We start from the raw sequence: 16,314 nt of genomic DNA, 5'->3' as shown, positions 1-16,314 counted from the left end.
CAGCCTCTCCCCTTTCACTGGCCACGAGTGATCGCCCTGGGCTCACCCAGCGGGCGGTAATCAGCGTCGTCAAACACGTAATTGGCGCTGCAGCCACTCAGCAGACACAACACAAGCACAACGGCTTGCCACGGACGATCAGGCATCAGGTTTCTCCTACTGAGATAAGGTTGCCCAGCTCGATTCGGCACAGGCGTCGGTCAGGCAGGGCAATGCAGAAAAGCAACATTCAGCCCTCGCCTCTGGCATCGTCGAAAGGAATGTTCAGGCGCGCGAGACGATAGAGCAGCGTGCGCCGAGCAACTCCCAGTTCACGGGCAGTGCGGGTTCGATTGCCCCGGTTCTTGTGCAGGCAATCAATCAGAAATACGCGTTCCACCCGCTCCATGCGCTGGCGTAGCGTCACATCAACGGCGTCGGTTGCATCCGAGGCCAGTGGTAACGACAAATGCGCCGACAGAATCACACCGTCGTCACACAGCAGCACTGCGCGCTCCACCAGACACTTGAGCTCGCGGACATTGCCGGGAAAGCCGTGGCTCGACAGTTGATCGAGGGCCGTATTGGACCAGTCGACAGGCGCCCGACCCAGCGCGGCACACGCCTTGTCGGCAAAGTGCCGCGCCAGCTGCAACACATCGCCATCGCGTTCACGCAAGGCAGGCAATTGAATGGGGAACTGTGCAATCCGGTAATAGAGGTCTTCACGAAAACTGCCTTGCGCCACCATCGCAGCGAGGTCGCGGTGGGTCGCGGCGATGATGCGCACGTCAACCTTGTGCGCGACGCTGGCGCCCAACGGGCGGATCTCGCCCTCCTGCAATACCCGCAGCAACTTGGCCTGCAATGACAGCGGCATGTCGCCGATTTCATCCAGCAGCAAGGTACCGCCATGCGCGGCGTCGAACAGCCCCGCATAGTTGCGCTCGGCACCGGTGAATGCACCTTTGCGGTAGCCAAACAGTTCGCTTTCGAGCAAACCTTCTGGAAACGCAGCGCAATTTTGCACCACGAAAGGCTGCGCACTGCGTGGCCCGGCCGTGTGAATCGCCCGCGCCACGACCTCTTTACCGGTGCCGGTCTCGCCACGCAACAGCACCGTATAAGAGGTCTGCAGGACTTTGCCGATCAGGTGGCAAGTTTCTTCCATCGCGGTGCTGTTGCCGATCAAGCCATAGGCCCCCGCGGTCGACCCACCGCGCGATGAACGGCTAATGACTGACGCAGGTTGCATGCGACGCAACATAAGCAGTTGGTTCACGGCGAAACCGCCAAGTTGCCCCAGCGAGGGCGCGTAACCCATCAGTGGCGTCGCCCGCCAGCTCGCGCACAGGAGTACACCTGTGACCGCATTGGTGCGGTTGAACAGCGGAACACACAACAGCGCCCGCCAAGGTGCCTGCGTCGCTGGTAAAAAGCCGCTGTCATAGAGGCTGCTTCCCACGTCATCGAGGCCCAGGCAACAACGCTTTCTCAGGACGTAGTGCAACAGCTGCTGGTTTTGCACCACCGGACGTGAAGTCGGTTCGCCGCCCGGCAGCGCCTCAGACAAATGTTGAGCAATAAGCTCGAATTGGTCGGTCACTTCATCAACCAGATACAGCTGAGCGAGCTCACAGTGGCTCAGGTGCGCAGCGCTCACAGCACATAGGCCTGGCAACGTCGTCGGATCATTTTCCTGGCTCACGCGGATGAAGCCGTCCAGCAAGGCTGCGGCATACACCAGCGGTTCGGCCACTTGGGTGAACAGATCGTTCGTCATTGGCCGAACTCACAGCTTGGCAGGCCATTGGCATTCAACCCTGCATGCACCCACGACAATGCTTCATCCGTGGCCATGGCACTCAGAACGCGATCAACCATTTGCGGCAGCAAGTAGCGCTCGATCCATTGATCGATGTACCGCGCACCACTGTCACGGTTGGCGCAGCGCTCGGCCATGTGCGCGATCAACTCAGGTGAACACGTCAGGGCCAACTTGCGCCGATGCAATCGCTCACCGAGGCGCGCCAGTTTGAGCCTTACCACCTCATGCAGGACTGGACCGGCAATCGGGTAATACGGCACGACACGCATCCGGGCCAACAGCGCCGGTTTGAAGTGGCTACGTAACACGGGCTGTATAGCATCCTGCAACACCTGGGCCTCAGGCCGCCGACCGGTTTCACAGAGCGCGTTGATGCAGTCGCTGCCAAGGTTGGAAGTCATCAGGATCAGCGTGTTGCGAAAATCTATTTCTCTGCCTTCGCCATCGTTGGCGCGGCCCTTGTCAAAGACCTGGTAAAACAGGTTCAACACCTCGGGGTCGGCTTTCTCGACCTCGTCGAGCAGTACCACTGAATAAGGCCGTTGGCGCACAGCCTCGGTCAGAACTCCACCTTCGCCATAACCGACGTACCCCGGCGGCGCACCGATCAAACGGGACAGTGCGTGCTTCTCCTGGTATTCCGACATATTGATGGTGGTTACGAATCGCTCACCGCCATACAAAAGCTGCGCCAATGCCAATGCTGTTTCGGTTTTGCCGACGCCACTGGGGCCCACCAGCAGAAACACACCCACCGGCGCATCCGCGTTGTTCAGGCCCGCAGCAACCGCTCGCAAGGCACGATCAAGCACCTGCACGGCATGCTCCTGCCCCAGGATGCGCGTGCGCAGGGCAGCGGCAAGACTCAATACCTTTGCGTTGGGCTCAAGCGCCAACTGCTCAACCGGAATTCCGGTCCAGGCACTGACGACCTCGGCGATCAAACGCGGGCACACCTCAAGTTTGTCCGATGACTGGCCAGCCTGTTGAATCCGCTGCTGCTCCAATACCTGACATTCCTGCTCGATGGCGTCCAAGCGTCGGCTCAGCGCTTGCAGTGCTTGAGCGTCCACCGGCAGCCCCGCCTCGGCGTCCCGGCTTAACGCCTCATGTTGCCGCCTGCCTTCAGCCCTTTCCGTGTGCAGGTTCTGCAGCGCCCCCGGGGGCATTGCCTGACGCGTGCGCACTCGTGCGCAGGCGGTGTCCAGCACATCCACGGCCTTGTCCGGCAGCTGGCGGCCCGCCAGATAACGAGCGCTCAGGTGTGCCGCCGCTACGACGGCATCATCGCGGACGTAGACACCATGGCTTGCCTCATAAACCGGAACCAGGCCGCGCAGGATCGACACGGCTTCCTCGACGCTCGGCTCACCGACCAGCACTGGCTGGAAACGTCGCGCCAACGCCGGGTCTTTCTCGATGTATTGCTTGTATTCCGACCAGGTGGTGGCCGCAATCGTGCGCAGAGCGCCTCGAGCCAACGCAGGCTTAAGCAGATTGGCCGCGTCAGTACCGCCTGCCGGGCCTCCCGCGCCGACCAGCGTATGGGCTTCGTCGATAAACAGGATCACGGCCTGCGGCGAGGCGTTGACTTCATCAATCACGCCTTTAAGCCGTCGCTCGAACTCGCCCTTGAGGCTGGCACCCGCTTGCAGGAGCCCCATGTCCAGGGTCAGTACGCGAACCGCCTTGAGGGCATCGGGCACCTGCGCAGCGACAATTTTCAGCGCAAGGCCTTCGACAATTGCGGTTTTTCCTACCCCGGCCTCCCCGACCAGGATCGGGTTGTTCTTGCGGCGTCGCACAAGGATGTCGATCAGTTGCCGAATTTCCCCGTCGCGACACAGCACCGGATCAATCAGGCCTTCACGTGCCTGGCCTGTGAGGTCATGGGTAAAACGCTGCAACAACGATTCTGTCGCCAACGGCTCGGCCTCAGGTGCCTGGCTCGCGAGAAAATCCCGTAAACGCTCTGCATCCAGGCGGGCCAACACGGCCTGATAGCCAGCACCGGCGTACTCCAGCGGATGACGCAACAGCGCCAGCAGCAGGGCGCCCTCATCCACAGAGCGTTGCCCCAGCTCGAGATGGGCAACCATCAACGCTTGTTGCAACCAATGCACCAGCGCCTGAGAGAAGACCGGATTGCGGGTTGCGCTTTGCTCACTTCTTGGCTGCAACGTTGCTTGCAGCGCGCTCATCGGCACGTCAGCGTCGGCCAAGGCCTTGGCCAGCAGCCCGCCGGGCTGCTCAAGCAAGGCAAGCAGCAAGTCTTCGACGAGCACTTCACGGCCACCGCGGGTTACACAGCGTTCCGAAGAGCGCTCCAGGTCGCGACGTACCGGGGGTGTCAGCGTACGTATAAGCTGTTGCAGGTCCACATTGATCATAATCATCCGTCCCTAATGAAAGTTGCCAGCAAACGTGACCACGCCATCGGCTTGCTCATGGTCCAACCAACTGGTCCAGCCCAGGCGACAGACATTGCGCGCACCGATATGCAGGGCTCTGATTTCACCGGCGGCAAGCACCAGGCGCAGGTCGTACTCCAACGGGTCTCGCATGGTTAAACGCACCAGTGAACACAGGGGCTGGTAGCCCTTCCCCGTGGGCAAGAACGCGTGAAACTGCTGCCAGCTCAGCGCCAGGACATGCACCCTGAACTTTGCGCTGCGGTCGCTGACCTGATGCCCCAGCACCAGGTTTTCACCGAGATCGCAGCGGGTGATACCGAGGCAATTACGCTGAAAATCGGCAACCTCCACGCGGCGCTCAACCCATTGTTCGATGAACACCGGGGCATGCTTGAAGTAGTAGCGCAGTACGGCTTCGATCAAGGCGGCAGAATGCACGCGCATACTCAACAGCCCCAGGTAAGGCAACAGGCGTTTGCAGTCCAATTGCGCGCTACCTCGTATCGCGTTGCCGCCCAAGCCGATCAGCGCAAACATCTGCTCCGAAAACGCATCGCTCGCGCCAGTCTGGAAACACGCTCGATAGCGATATTTACGCCAGATCGGCCACATCAGCCGATGCAGTCGGTGGTGGAATATGTCGAGGAAGTCGCGAGTGGGGTTGCCACCGGACAGCTCGGCAAACGCCTGCTCTGCATAAAACGCTGGCAGCGGCGACCCGGCTCCGACCAAACCCAATATGTTGAGCCGCAGGCGAGCGCGTAATTGCCCGTGCTCCATAAAGAACGCCACGCGATCGATATCGTGGCCGGCAAACCCCAGACCTGGATTGGCCTGAAATTCCAACAGGTCGTACAGCGCGTCTTCGTCCATCAGCGGATGAGCTTCGCGCAATCGCTCAATCACCTGCTCAATTGCCTGGAACAGTGTGTACTCACGAATGCCGCAACAGAGCGCATTCAAAGCAGGGGCTGTTGCCCCATGCGGGATGGCCATAGGTACACGTCTCCTTGTGTGCTGATGACTCGTAACTCGTGATAAGAGTTGAGGCTGGCGTAGAGCGCAAAGAACTCATTGAGGACCGATGCGAACACAAACAGATCGCCCTGACCGAGAAACCCCTGGAGGTCGACTGTCAATTCCACACGTAGGCCGCGAATGGGTAACCCACGGTGCAGTCGGTCAACCGGCTCATGGCGAATGGACTGCAGCGCACCGAGTCTTGTCTGACTGACCTTTTGCGCCTGCCGATCGTGATAGCGCGGCAGGTCATAGGTTTCGAGAATCACCTTCAAGGCGTTGATATCGGTCAACGACAGATAGTTGAGCGACATATTGCTGATCAGCTTCCACAGGAAATCCTGGTCCAGCGGCGGCGCGAAGCTCGCCGTCGGCGCCGTGATGTTTCGAAACGTCAGTGATTCCGGTGCCTGCTCGCAGGGTTGGTTGATGTCGCCTGGTTGCAATTGCCGAGGCAGGTTGCAGTTGGTGCACGTCATTTCGATCGACAACGTTTCCTGGCCTTTACCTTCGCGACTGCCAAACCCCATCCAGGTGTCGAGCCCCCCATGCTGCGGCGAAGAGCGCTGGCGAATGCTGTAGCTGGCCGGCGCTGTAGACCGATCAACGTCCCAGTCATGCTCAAAGGATTCGAACGGCACATAGGCCTGGTAACCCAACCCGCCAGGGCGCCAGCCAGTGACACTGTCGACGGAAAACACAGCGGCATTGCCCGGGGTATATTCCCCCGGCACCAGAAGGTACTCGTCCTCTTTTCCATTCAGGCGAATGGGGACGGCATCATGTTTGAACAAGTTGGCAATGGGCGTGCAATACAACTTCACGTTGTCCAGCGTGGGCTGTGGCAGTTCGTGTCCGTGTGTGCGCAGTTCGAAGCGCAGCACCATGCCGCGGGCCTGGCCGAGCCGCTCAGGAGCAAGTGTATGCAGGACACTCAGCCCCTCGATATCGACAAACAGGTACTTCTCGGGAAAGGCGAAATACTCCTGCAGATGGCGGTAACCGCGAAAGGTATTTTCTGGATACGGTATCAACGCCTCGTCTTGCGAAAACCCCACCGGCTTGACTTGGTTGGCGCCCAGCCGCAGCGTCATGGGTTGCCCATCGTTACCCGTGACCGGCAACCCTTCGCCATCCAACAACAGCAAGTGGATGCCCTCCAGACGTCGCAGCAAACTGAGATAGAGCCCCTGGCTTATATAGCGGTCACCCGACAGGTGCAGTCGCAGTGAGTCAAAGGTTAACTGGCTGAAATTACCCTCGACACTCATGTCCACATGCAAATCCAACCATGCCCCGTCACCCTGGCACTTGTAGTCCAGACTTGTGAGTTGCAGTGGCATGACATCCGTGGTGTAGCACGTCCTGAAGCGACACCGCTCACCTTGGATCAGAACACTTTCTACCGCCGTATCACGGGCAACCCGAACGGCGGGGCCAGCACGGCTCAACGGGTCAAATTGCAGGATGCTGAAGGCGGGTATTGGCCGCATGTAATTGGGCCACAGCAAATGCATCAAGGAATGCGTCAGCTCAGGCAGCTCGTCGTCGAGCTTCTGGCGCAGGCGACCGGTCAGGAACGCAAACCCCTCCAGCAATCGCTCAACATCCGGGTCCTGGCCGCTTTCAGCCAGAAACGGCGCCAGTGCGGGATTACGCTCGGCGAAACGCCGCCCGAGTTGCCGCAGGGCGCTGAGCTCGCTTTGGAAGTAACGGTTAAAGCCCATCGGCGCAGACCTCAACCCGCCCGCCATCCACCAGGCGCGCATGGAACACAACGGGCTGTGTAATACCGTTAACGATCAGCGCAGCTTCGATCGCGAACGCCAGGGCCAGAGGATCAGTAGCACGCGGCAGCACTTTGACTTGTACATTTGCCAGTCGCGGTTCGTAGGCACGGATGAATCGCTCGATCAAGGCGCGTGAGCGGATCAAGGACTCGTGCAGACTAAGCCGCATGTCATTGAGATCGGGCAAACCATAGTCGGGAAGTGTCTGAACACTGCCTGCCCGGGTGCTGAGCATTTTCCCCAGGTGTGCGGCGACGGACGCCACACTGCACCGCTGGGTTGATGCATCGCCTTCGAGGCGTTCGAAAAGGCTTACGTTAGGGGGCATCCGCCGGCTTCTGCTCATTCTTTATCGAGCTTGCCGACCAGGGACAACGTGAAGTCAGCCCCCATGTACTTGAAATGAGGGCGCACGCTCAGGTTGACCCGATACCAGCCCGGCTCTCCGTCGACATCACTGACAACAATGCGGGCTGCCCGCAATGGCCGGCGACCGCGCACTTCGGCACTGGGGTTTTCCTGATCGGCCACGTATTGGCGAATCCACTTGTTGAGTTCCAGCTCCAGGTCCGTGCGTTCTTTCCAGGAGCCCAGTTGCTCGCGCTGCAAGACCTTGAGGTAGTGCGCCAGACGGTTGACCACCATCATGTAGGGCAACTGGGTGCCGAGCCGGTAATTAAGTTCGGCTGCCTTGCCCTCTTCACTGATGCCGAAGGTTTTGGGTTTCTGGACGGAGCTGGCCGAAAAGAACGCCGCGTTGTCACTGCCCTTGCGCATGGTCAAGGCAATAAACCCTTCTTGCGCCAGTTCGTATTCGCGCCGGTCCGAAACCAGTACCTCTGTAGGAATCTTGGTTTCGATCTCGCCCATGCTCTGAAAATGATGCAATGGCAAGTCTTCTACCGCGCCGCCACTTTGCGGGCCGATAATGTTCGGGCACCAGCGAAAGCGCGCAAAACTTTCAGTCAGGCGCGTGGCAAAGGCATAGGCAGTGTTGCCCCAGAGGTAGTGCTCGTGGCTGTTCACCACGTTCTCTTGATAGGCAAAGGTTTTAACGGGGCAATCAATCGGATCGTAAGGGGTTCGCAGTAGAAAGCGCGGCACGGTGAGGCCGATATAGCGGGCGTCTTCGCTCTGACGAAAACTTTGCCATTTGGCAAACTGCGGACCTTCGAAATGGTCCCTGAGATCCTTGAGGTCAGGTAATCCAGTAAAGCTTTCCAACCCGAAAAAGGCCGGCCCCGCAGCAGCGATAAAGGGTGCGTGGGCCATGCAGGCAACGCTTGAAGCGTATTGCATCAACTTCACATCAGGCGCACTGGGTGAAAGGAAGTAATTGGCGATGATCGCGCCCACCGGCTGGCCACCAAATTGTCCGTACTCGGCGCTGTAGATATGCTTGTACAGCCCGGACTGGGTAATTTCCGGCGAGTCTTCAAAGTCATCCAGCAGGTCCTGACGCGAGACATTCAGCAGCTCGATCTTGATGTTTTCTCGAAAATTGGTGCGGTCGATCAGCAACTGCAGGCCCCTCCAGGAAGCCTCCAGCGCCTGGAAATCCGGATGATGAAGAATCTCGTCCATTTGCTGGCTGAGCTTGGTATCAATCTCGGCGATCATCCGGTCGACCAGGCGTTTCTTCACTGGCTCAGCGCTGTTATGGGGTTTGAGCAACTCTTCGATGAAGGCCGACACGCCGCGCTTGGCAATGCCGTAGGCCTCGTCGTCGGCGCTCAATAGTGTCTGGGCGATGATAGTGTCGAGGATGCTGTACTCGCCGGTAGCTTGGGCAGGCTGCAGGTTTTGTTGGGTGGTCGTCATGGTGTCAGTGTCCTTTTACTGAAAAGTTCAGGTGGTCGGGCCGCTCAGCCCCAGCTCGGCGAGTACGCGCGCACGAGACTCGTCGTCGGCCAGCGCCTGCTCAATGGCTTTGCGAAAGCTTGGTGTGTTACCCAGCGGGCCCTTGAGTGCCATCAACGCTTCACGCAATGCCATCAACTTTTGCAATTCGGGTATTTGTTCAACCAGGTTTGCGGGGTTGAAGTCCTTCATCGCGTTAATCCGAACCTCGACGGACAGTTCCTCGATGCCACCCTCCTCCTGCAATCGATTCGGGACGCTCAATGTCAAGCTCAGCGCTTGTTTGGCCAACACCTCGTCAAGGGTGTTTTTGTCGATACCAATGGGCTTTCGATCCTCAAGCTTGCGCGGATCTTCGCGCTGGCTGAAATCCCCCAGCACCAGCAACTTCAGTGGCAGTTCGACTTCCTCCTGCACACCGCCAATGGCAGGTTTGAAGGTGATATTGATACGTTCCTTGGGTGCTACCGAACCGTCTTTGAGCATGGTGTTTCTCCTTTTTCGGTGGGCTCGCGAGCCTAATCAAGTACCGCTTCAAGATCGAAGTGGCACAACCTGCGATGGGTGACTTCCTTGCGTTCGCGCACGGCATGGTCTTGTGGCAAAAGGTCGTAACAGCGATACAGGAGCCGGGAGACGTGAAAGGCCAGTTCTGGCTCCCAGCGCTCCAGGCCCGCCTGTTGTAATTCAAGGTCCAGTTGTTCGAGCTGGATCCTGCCCAGTTCGTGTTTGCCCGCTCGTATGCATAATCGGGCCAGCGCCAATCGCCAATGGAAGCGGGTCCGGTCACCGCGGGCGGCGTGAAGTCCTTCTTTGAGCGTGGCAATTGCCGCCTTCAGACCCTCCTTGCGCAGCCTGGACATAACGGCCTGCAAGGCCACCTCCCAGGGCTCGTTTCCGGTATCAACGGCGGCGTTTAAAGGTTCGGCTTTATGGACGTGGCGAAGGACGTGGAGCGTTATCCAATCGCACGTCGCGGGGTCGGCAAATGGGGTGCCGTCATCAAACCTGAACTCCGCCAGGCTCGGCAGGCGCTGCAACAACAACGCAAAATTCATCTCCAGCTCGGTCATGGCCCACTCTGCCTGCAGGGCTTGGAGGCACTCCCAGGCCATACGCAACCCATCAAACCAGAACAATGCACCGGCCAGGCTCGCTTCAAGCTCAAGCAAAAGATCGGCGTGAAGACCTTGGGTGAGACGGCTCTGGTAGCGTTTGAGTTTGTCGTGAGGAAGCCCACGCAAAGCGGTTATCCGCTCACTGTTGGCGTCGGGATAGTTGGTGATCGCAAGCCAGGCCAGGGTGCGGCTCAGGCGCAAGGCACGCAGATCAGTGGCACTCTGGCGCAACCACCAGGCGCACAGTGGCCGAGCCTGCTCCTGCAATGCCCGCAACAGTTTTTGCGCGTCTTTTTCGTTGTTGACCGGCTGTTCAGGCCTCAACAGCTGCGTCGCCACCTGCTTGACCTGAGCGATGGCACCCGCAACACCACGCGGCTCGGAACCGCCCTGCAGGGCAAGCGCCAAACGCTCTGACAGTTGCCTGCGGATCGGTAACAACAAGGGCGCGTCGTCCCCCAGGTGTTCACGCCACAGCTCGTCGAGGCTTTCCAGGTGCTCCAGGAGCGCCTGAAACAATGGCACTTGATCAGTAAGCGAGAGATGCTTGGTGAACAGGGGGTCAAGCCGCAACACCAGCCAACCCAACGCGGCAATACGCGTACGTGATTTAGCAGGGTAGACAATCGCCCAGTGGTGCTTGCACAGATGAAGCAGTACACCGAGGCCCGCCAGAAGCCCGGGGAATGAATCGCGCTGGTGCAACGCCCAGGTCAACCAGACGGCGACGCGCAGATCCTTGGAGTGCTCACGCAAAACCCGCTCGCCGAGCTCGCTGACGCGCTGCCAGTCCGGCAAGCCTGCACCGTGTATCGAATGTGCTTTGCCGAGTTCGGACTCCAGAGCTTCATACTCACTCGAAAAGCGCATATCACAGCCGGCAAAACCCTCTGACGAGCAGGGTAAGCGTGCAAGTTCAAGGTGATAAGCGTAGAGCGTGTCTGAATAAACCATTCCGGGCCGCACATAACTATTCAAGGCAGGAGCGACAAACTAATCGCAATCAATATACGCATTAGAAGGCCAATTAATCTTCGTTCAGCACGTGACGAAGTAGGCGAACCTTAGCCATACACGAATCAATCCTCAAGCGGTCAGCCCGCACTTAAGCAATTTCCTACAAAGCCAATAAAAACAGGCCTGCGCAGCTATTTGCACACTTCACGCAGTTTAATAAAGCCAAATACCCTGCGCATCCGTGCATTCATTTAATAAAACAGCATGAGCAACTAACTGCGCACACTCGCGCAAGCATCCACACTAAAATCGGCACCAACCGACGACAACTTTTATATATTTAAACCAACAACACTCCGCGCCCCTTTATTTCATTGACTCTCGTCATTTCAGGCACGCTTTTTGTTATAGGCAATTGCCCGCCGGCAAACACGCCGTCGGGACTACCTACTCAATCAGGCAAGGAAACCAGTCATGCCAACACCCGCGTACCTCACTATCACCGGTGTCAAGCAAGGCTTGATCACGGCAGGCACATTTACTCAGGACTCGGTAGGCAATATTTATCAGGAAGGTCATGAGGATCAGATCCTCGTGCAGGCGTTTGCCCACCAGGTGATCATTCCCCGCGACCCGCAATCGGGCCAGCCGACCGGCCAACGGGTTCACAAGCCGCTGATGGTCAGCAAGGTCTTCGACAAGTCCTCACCGTTGCTATTCAGCGCACTGACCACGGGTGAAGAAGTGTCATGTCGCCTGGAATGGTTCCGTACCTCCTCGGCTGGTACCCAGGAGCATTACTTCACCACCGAACTGGAAGGCGCAACCATCGTGGACATTCAATCGCGGATGCCCAACTGCCAGGACCCGGACAACGCTCATTTCACCCATTTGGAGGATGTGTATTTCACTTACCGCAAGATCGTCTGGACCCATGAAGTCGCCGGCACGTCAGGCTCGGACGACTGGCGTAGCCCAGTAGCCGGCTAACATCGGCTCAGGCAGAAGCGGCCACCAGGGACGGCGCCGCTCCTGCTTGGTCGGCTAGACCATTGCCAGCGGATGCTTGCGCTTGGGTGCGCCGAACACACGGTCGATCGCGTCCAGATCGTGCTCATCGAGCTTGAGATTCGCAGCACCGGCATTCAGCCGCACATGTTCGGGCGTCACAGCCTTGGGGATTGCAATCACGCCGTCCTGACGCAACACCCAGGCAAGGGATACCTGGGCGGGCGTAACCTCATGGCGACGGGCAATCTGCTTGAGCGTCGGACTGGACAACAGCTCACACCCCTGGGCGATCGGGCAGTAAGCCATCAACGGCAAATGGTGCTGTTGCCACCATGGCAGCAAGTCGAATTCGATACCGCGCTCTTCGATGTTGTAGAGCACCTGGTTGGTTGCACACGCCGGGGACGCAAGTTCCTGCAGGTCTGCCACGTCAAAATTGGAGACGCCCCAACGGCCGATCTTGCCGGCCTGACGTAATGATTCGAAGGCTTCGACGGTTTCTTCGAGGGGATACTGGCCCCGCCAGTGCAACAGATACAGGTCGATGTAATCAGTACCCAGGCGCTGCAGGCTGGCTTCGCAGGCACGGGGCACGCCCTTGTGACTGGCATTGTGCGGATAGACCTTGCTGACGAGGAAGACCTGATCACGTTTACCGCGAATGGCTTCGCCGACCACTTCCTCGGCTCCGCCTTCGCCATACATTTCGGCGGTATCGATCAGGGTCATGCCCTCGTCGATACCCAACTGCAACGCGGCGACTTCGGCGCTGCGCCGATCCGGGTTTTCGCCCATGCGCCAGGTCCCTTGGCCGATGACAGGGACGGGAACGCCGGCCAGATCGATGGTGCGCATGACAACCTCCTGATGAGTTCGCGGATTAACAATGTGGCATTGGGCGGACAAAAGGGTTCAATCGAAGTATGGTTGCCCTCTGAAAAGTCGCCAGGAAGGACCTGCAATGCTGTTTGTCGTGATGCTCGGGGGCAAGCACCCGCGGGCCAGAATTGAAGTTCACGATGTGGTGTTCGCTGTAGCGGACACACTGCAAGACACCTACCCGCAATTGCGCGATGCTTGGTTCGGCAGCCCCAAGGGTGTGCACATCGACTCCTGGATGGCGGTGGATGGCGTCGATGGCTGGAAAGTTGAACTCAGCCACTTGGCCCCTGCTGCCGACGCGCACCATCTGTACTTCATCAACCTGGGCGGCTACGAAGCCAACGCTTTTGGCGAAGCCCACCACTATTTATTGGCGGTCGCCCGCGACAAAAAGGATGCGATGAGCAAGGGGAAACAGCAGATGTTGCGCCATTGGTCCCAGGCCCATACCGACGGCGTGATGGATATTGACGACTGCCTGCCCATCGACCTGGTCGACGGTCGCTACCTGCACCTGGTGCAAGGTTCGCACAGGCCGATCGTGCAACAGAACGACTACATCGTCCTGCCCTGAGTTATCCCTACCCGCACGGGGTATGGCGCCCACCCTCCACCTGCCTGACAGTGCAATCAGTCCCCGAACCTGATAACACGCACAACTCAAGGTGGGTCCGCCATGCATAGAGCCTTTATCGCCCTGTTCAGCGCCGTATTGCTTGCCTCGATGCCCGTGAGCCAGGCCGCCGACGACCCGGCCAATACCGTGCGCATCTACAACTGGGCGGACTATATCGGCGACACCACCTTGGCCGACTTTGAAAAGGGCGACGGGCATCAAGGTGATCTACGACACCTACGATTCCTACGAAACCGTGCAGGGCAAATTTCTGTCGGCCGCTCCAGTTACGACCTGGCGTTGCTCAAGGCTTCGCTGGTGCCGCTGCTGATCAAGGGACACGTCTTTCAGCCGCTGGACACATCCCGTTTGCCCGATGGGGCGACGTGTTTGCTGACCTTGCATTTCATCCCGGCCGAGCAGCGCCTGCAAACGCTCGAGGCGCTGTGGCAACGGTTGTTGCCGGGCGCGCCACTGGTCGTGGCGCACCACAGTTTCCCGCAGGCAGCGCAGGAAAAGGCCCGCTGGTTGCGACGCTACGCCGCGTTTGCCGTGGACTCCGGCGTGCCGGCGGCAGATGCCGAGCGGGTGATAACGACGATCAGCGCACAATTGCCGGTGCTGTTTCCCGAGGAGGACGCTGCCTTGATCAGCCAAGCCGGCTTCGAAGGCGTGAAGCTGTTCTACGCCAAGGGCTGGGTGGGCTACACGCCGCGCTAACGGCTTACCAACTGCCCGACGCACCGCCGCCGCCACTGGAACCGCCGCCACCGGACGAGCTGCTGCTGGAGCTGGAACCGGAGCTGCCGGAACTCGAGCCGGACCCTCCTCCCGACCCCGAGCCGCCATCGGAAATGCTCTGGATAAAGACAATGAACGCCACGACCGAGGCCGCCGGTATCGCCAGGATCCAGCCCTGGTAGCCGTGCCCAAGCATAAAACCGACCGCCACATAAACCGCCGCGACGGCCAGCGCACGCGCGAGAAAAAAGCGTGGTTTGGTCTTCCAGGACTCGCGGATGACGAAGAACAACCCCACGTACAGCGCCAGCACCAACGCGCCGCCAAACGGCAACGCCAGCCAGTGTACGAAGTTGACCGCCACAAAGTGGTCCACCACCAGCAACCCGACGATATACGCCAGCGCGCCCACCACGCAGTAAAACACCGCGCGCGCCAGCCACAGGGCACCGAACGTGGCGCCGCCGATCAGCAGGGTCAGCGGAAGTACCAGCAGGTACAGCGGCCACTCATGGCCGCCGGCGTAAATCGTCAGTAACACCGTGACCGCGACGGTGGCGATCAGCGCTCGGCGCCAGTGCAGCTTGCCGGCAGCGATGAACACACCGCCGATGGCGCCAGCGATAAACGCCAGCAGAACCGCGATGATCTGCGGATCAACCTGCGGCGCGGCCTGCTCAGGCAGGTCGCCGCCGTCCACTAGCACAGTCAAGTCATTCACCGCTTGTTGCACGCCGCCCGCGTAGTCGCCCTGGCGAAACGCCGGCGTGATGTGCTCTTCGATGATGCGATGGGCCAACAGATCGGTGACCGTGCCTTCCAGGCCATAGCCCACCTCGATGCGTACCTGGCGGTCGTCTTTGGCCACCACCAACAAGATGCCGTCGTTGACGTCCTTGCGCCCCAGTTTCCAGGCGCGGAACAGTTGATTGGCGTAATCCTCGATACTCGCGCCGCCGGTAGTGGGCACCAGCAGTACCGCGACTTGCGCGCCTTTGCGCTGTTCAAGGGCGGCGAGTTGGTCTTTGAGGCGCGTGGTGAAGCTGGCGTCGAGGGTATTGGTGAGGTCGATCACGCGCTGGTCGAGGGCGACGCCGATGGGCGAGGTCTGTGCCTGGGCAGCGCTCAGCAGGCCGATGAACATCAGCGCCACTAGACTCAACACGGATTGCCGCAGAATCGCCATCATGTTTGATACCTGAGTTTCGTCCTGAAGGCGCCGACTTTACCTTATTGACACGCTCACACGTAGGCCGTGCCCTGCATGATCGGCTGCACGCTGCCGGTCAATACCACACCGCCCTGCCCGTCCCACTGCACCGTGACCGTGCCGCCGTCGCACTGCACCTGCACCGTGTCATCCAGCAGGCCGCGCCGGATCCCGTTGACCACCGCGCCGCAACAACACGAACCGGAACCCAGCGGCACGCCGCCACCGCGCTCCCAGATACGCAGACGAATATGCGCGCGGTCCAGCACCTGCACGAAATGCACATTGGTCCTGGCCGGGAACAGCGCATGGGTTTCCAGCGCCGGACCTGCGGCTGCCACGTCGATGGCGGCGAGGTCATCGACAAAAAACGTACAGTGCGGGTTGCCCATGCTGCACGCCGCCGGATCGCCCTTGATCGGCAAGACAAGAGTCTGCATGGCGACGGCCAGCGGCACTGACGACCACTCCAACGACGGCGCCCCCATGTCCACCGCCACCTGCTGGCCCGCTGCGCGTACGCACGTCAGCAGGCCACGGTCGGTGCGCAGCACGATCGAATCGGTGCCGGCTTCGTGCATCAAGCGGTCGGCGACACCTCGCGTGGCACTGCCGCAGGTTTGCAGCGGCGTGCCGTTGGGGTTCCAGAATTTGATACGCGCGGCAGCGTCGACGCCGTCGAGGATCACCGCCAGTTGATTGAAACCGATGCCGGTATGGCGATCGCCCAGACGGCGGGCGACTTGCGCGGTGATCGGGTCTTCCTGGCCACGGCGGTCGATGATGATGAAATCGTCGCCATGGGGCATGCATCTTCACAAAGGGCAAGGTCATGGGCTGTCCGGTGGGTGAGCGCGATTGGAGGGTGAGCATACGGGAGTTTCATCC

General features: G+C 59.6%; 13 protein-coding genes and 2 pseudogenes. 3 read left to right on the top strand and 12 right to left on the bottom strand.

Going from position 1 to position 16,314, the window contains the following annotated elements:
* Positions 1-14: 14 nt before the first annotated feature.
* The 9 genes from AACW30_RS09045 to tssA all read right to left on the bottom strand — a co-directional run bounded on the left by AACW30_RS09045 (position 15) and on the right by tssA (position 10,963).
* Positions 15-146 carry a type VI secretion protein gene (locus tag AACW30_RS09045; RefSeq protein WP_124417219.1) on the bottom strand — a complete coding sequence of 44 codons (132 nt, stop codon included), beginning with the start codon at positions 144-146 and terminating at the stop codon, positions 15-17.
* An 83-nt stretch (positions 147-229) separates the two neighbouring features.
* Positions 230-1,762 carry a sigma-54 interaction domain-containing protein gene (locus AACW30_RS09040; protein WP_200624807.1) on the bottom strand — a complete coding sequence of 511 codons (1,533 nt, stop codon included), beginning with the start codon at positions 1,760-1,762 and terminating at the stop codon, positions 230-232.
* Positions 1,759-4,197 carry an AAA family ATPase gene (locus AACW30_RS09035; protein ID WP_200624806.1) on the bottom strand — a complete coding sequence of 813 codons (2,439 nt, stop codon included), beginning with the start codon at positions 4,195-4,197 and terminating at the stop codon, positions 1,759-1,761. The genes AACW30_RS09040 and AACW30_RS09035 overlap by 4 nt, the downstream gene beginning before the upstream one ends.
* A 12-nt stretch (positions 4,198-4,209) precedes the next feature.
* Complete coding sequence (gene tssG / locus AACW30_RS09030) at positions 4,210-5,217, bottom strand: type VI secretion system baseplate subunit TssG (protein WP_200624805.1); 1,008 nt, start codon at positions 5,215-5,217, stop codon at positions 4,210-4,212.
* Entirely contained in the window at positions 5,181-6,968 is a 1,788-nt protein-coding gene (gene tssF / locus AACW30_RS09025; protein ID WP_200624804.1) for a type VI secretion system baseplate subunit TssF, read from the bottom strand. The genes tssG and tssF overlap by 37 nt, the downstream gene beginning before the upstream one ends.
* Complete coding sequence (gene tssE, locus AACW30_RS09020; RefSeq protein WP_106577827.1) at positions 6,958-7,359, bottom strand: type VI secretion system baseplate subunit TssE; 402 nt, start codon at positions 7,357-7,359, stop codon at positions 6,958-6,960. Before tssE ends, tssF begins: the two co-directional genes overlap by 11 nt.
* Positions 7,360-7,373: 14 nt before the next feature.
* Positions 7,374-8,852, bottom strand: coding sequence for a type VI secretion system contractile sheath large subunit (tssC, locus tag AACW30_RS09015; RefSeq protein WP_200624803.1), 1,479 nt, complete (start codon positions 8,850-8,852; stop codon positions 7,374-7,376).
* A gap of 27 nt (positions 8,853-8,879) precedes the next feature.
* On the bottom strand, positions 8,880-9,377 hold the full coding sequence (gene tssB, locus AACW30_RS09010; protein WP_106577825.1) for a type VI secretion system contractile sheath small subunit: 498 nt from the start codon (positions 9,375-9,377) through the stop codon (positions 8,880-8,882).
* Positions 9,378-9,409: 32 nt separating this feature from the next.
* The gene (gene tssA / locus AACW30_RS09005; RefSeq protein ID WP_200624802.1) at positions 9,410-10,963 is read right to left on the bottom strand and encodes a type VI secretion system protein TssA; all 1,554 of its coding nucleotides are present in this window, start codon (positions 10,961-10,963) and stop codon (positions 9,410-9,412) included.
* Positions 10,964-11,440: 477 nt separating this feature from the next.
* Here tssA and AACW30_RS09000 point away from each other — a divergent pair, with 477 nt between their 5' ends.
* Positions 11,441-11,956: an Hcp family type VI secretion system effector gene (locus AACW30_RS09000; protein WP_106577823.1), complete on the top strand. Its 516-nt coding sequence runs from the start codon at positions 11,441-11,443 to the stop codon at positions 11,954-11,956.
* A gap of 54 nt (positions 11,957-12,010) precedes the next feature.
* Here the strand turns inward: AACW30_RS09000 and AACW30_RS08995 are convergent, their stop codons facing one another.
* A complete protein-coding gene (locus tag AACW30_RS08995; protein WP_200624801.1) occupies positions 12,011-12,832 on the bottom strand; it encodes an aldo/keto reductase in 822 nt (273 codons plus the stop codon).
* Positions 12,833-12,938: 106 nt separating this feature from the next.
* Here AACW30_RS08995 and AACW30_RS08990 point away from each other — a divergent pair, with 106 nt between their 5' ends.
* Both AACW30_RS08990 and AACW30_RS08985 read left to right on the top strand, forming a co-directional pair.
* Complete coding sequence (locus AACW30_RS08990; protein ID WP_200624800.1) at positions 12,939-13,433, top strand: DUF1543 domain-containing protein; 495 nt, start codon at positions 12,939-12,941, stop codon at positions 13,431-13,433.
* A 102-nt stretch (positions 13,434-13,535) separates the two neighbouring features.
* A pseudogene (locus AACW30_RS08985) lies at positions 13,536-13,850 on the top strand (spermidine/putrescine ABC transporter substrate-binding protein PotF); the annotation flags it as partial.
* Positions 13,851-14,199: 349 nt separating this feature from the next.
* Here the strand turns inward: AACW30_RS08985 and AACW30_RS08980 are convergent.
* Together AACW30_RS08980 and dapF are read right to left on the bottom strand one after the other, a co-directional pair.
* Positions 14,200-15,405 (bottom strand): TPM domain-containing protein, encoded by a 1,206-nt coding sequence (locus AACW30_RS08980; protein WP_200624799.1) that lies wholly within the window; start codon positions 15,403-15,405, stop codon positions 14,200-14,202.
* A gap of 53 nt (positions 15,406-15,458) precedes the next feature.
* Positions 15,459-16,260 (bottom strand): annotated as a pseudogene (dapF, locus tag AACW30_RS08975) (diaminopimelate epimerase).
* Positions 16,261-16,314: the final 54 nt, after the last annotated feature.

The organism is Pseudomonas sp. MF6747 (assembly GCF_963890955.1).
Taxonomy (GTDB): Bacteria; Pseudomonadota; Gammaproteobacteria; order Pseudomonadales; family Pseudomonadaceae; genus Aquipseudomonas.
This window is presented reverse-complemented; position numbering and strand designations above follow the sequence as displayed.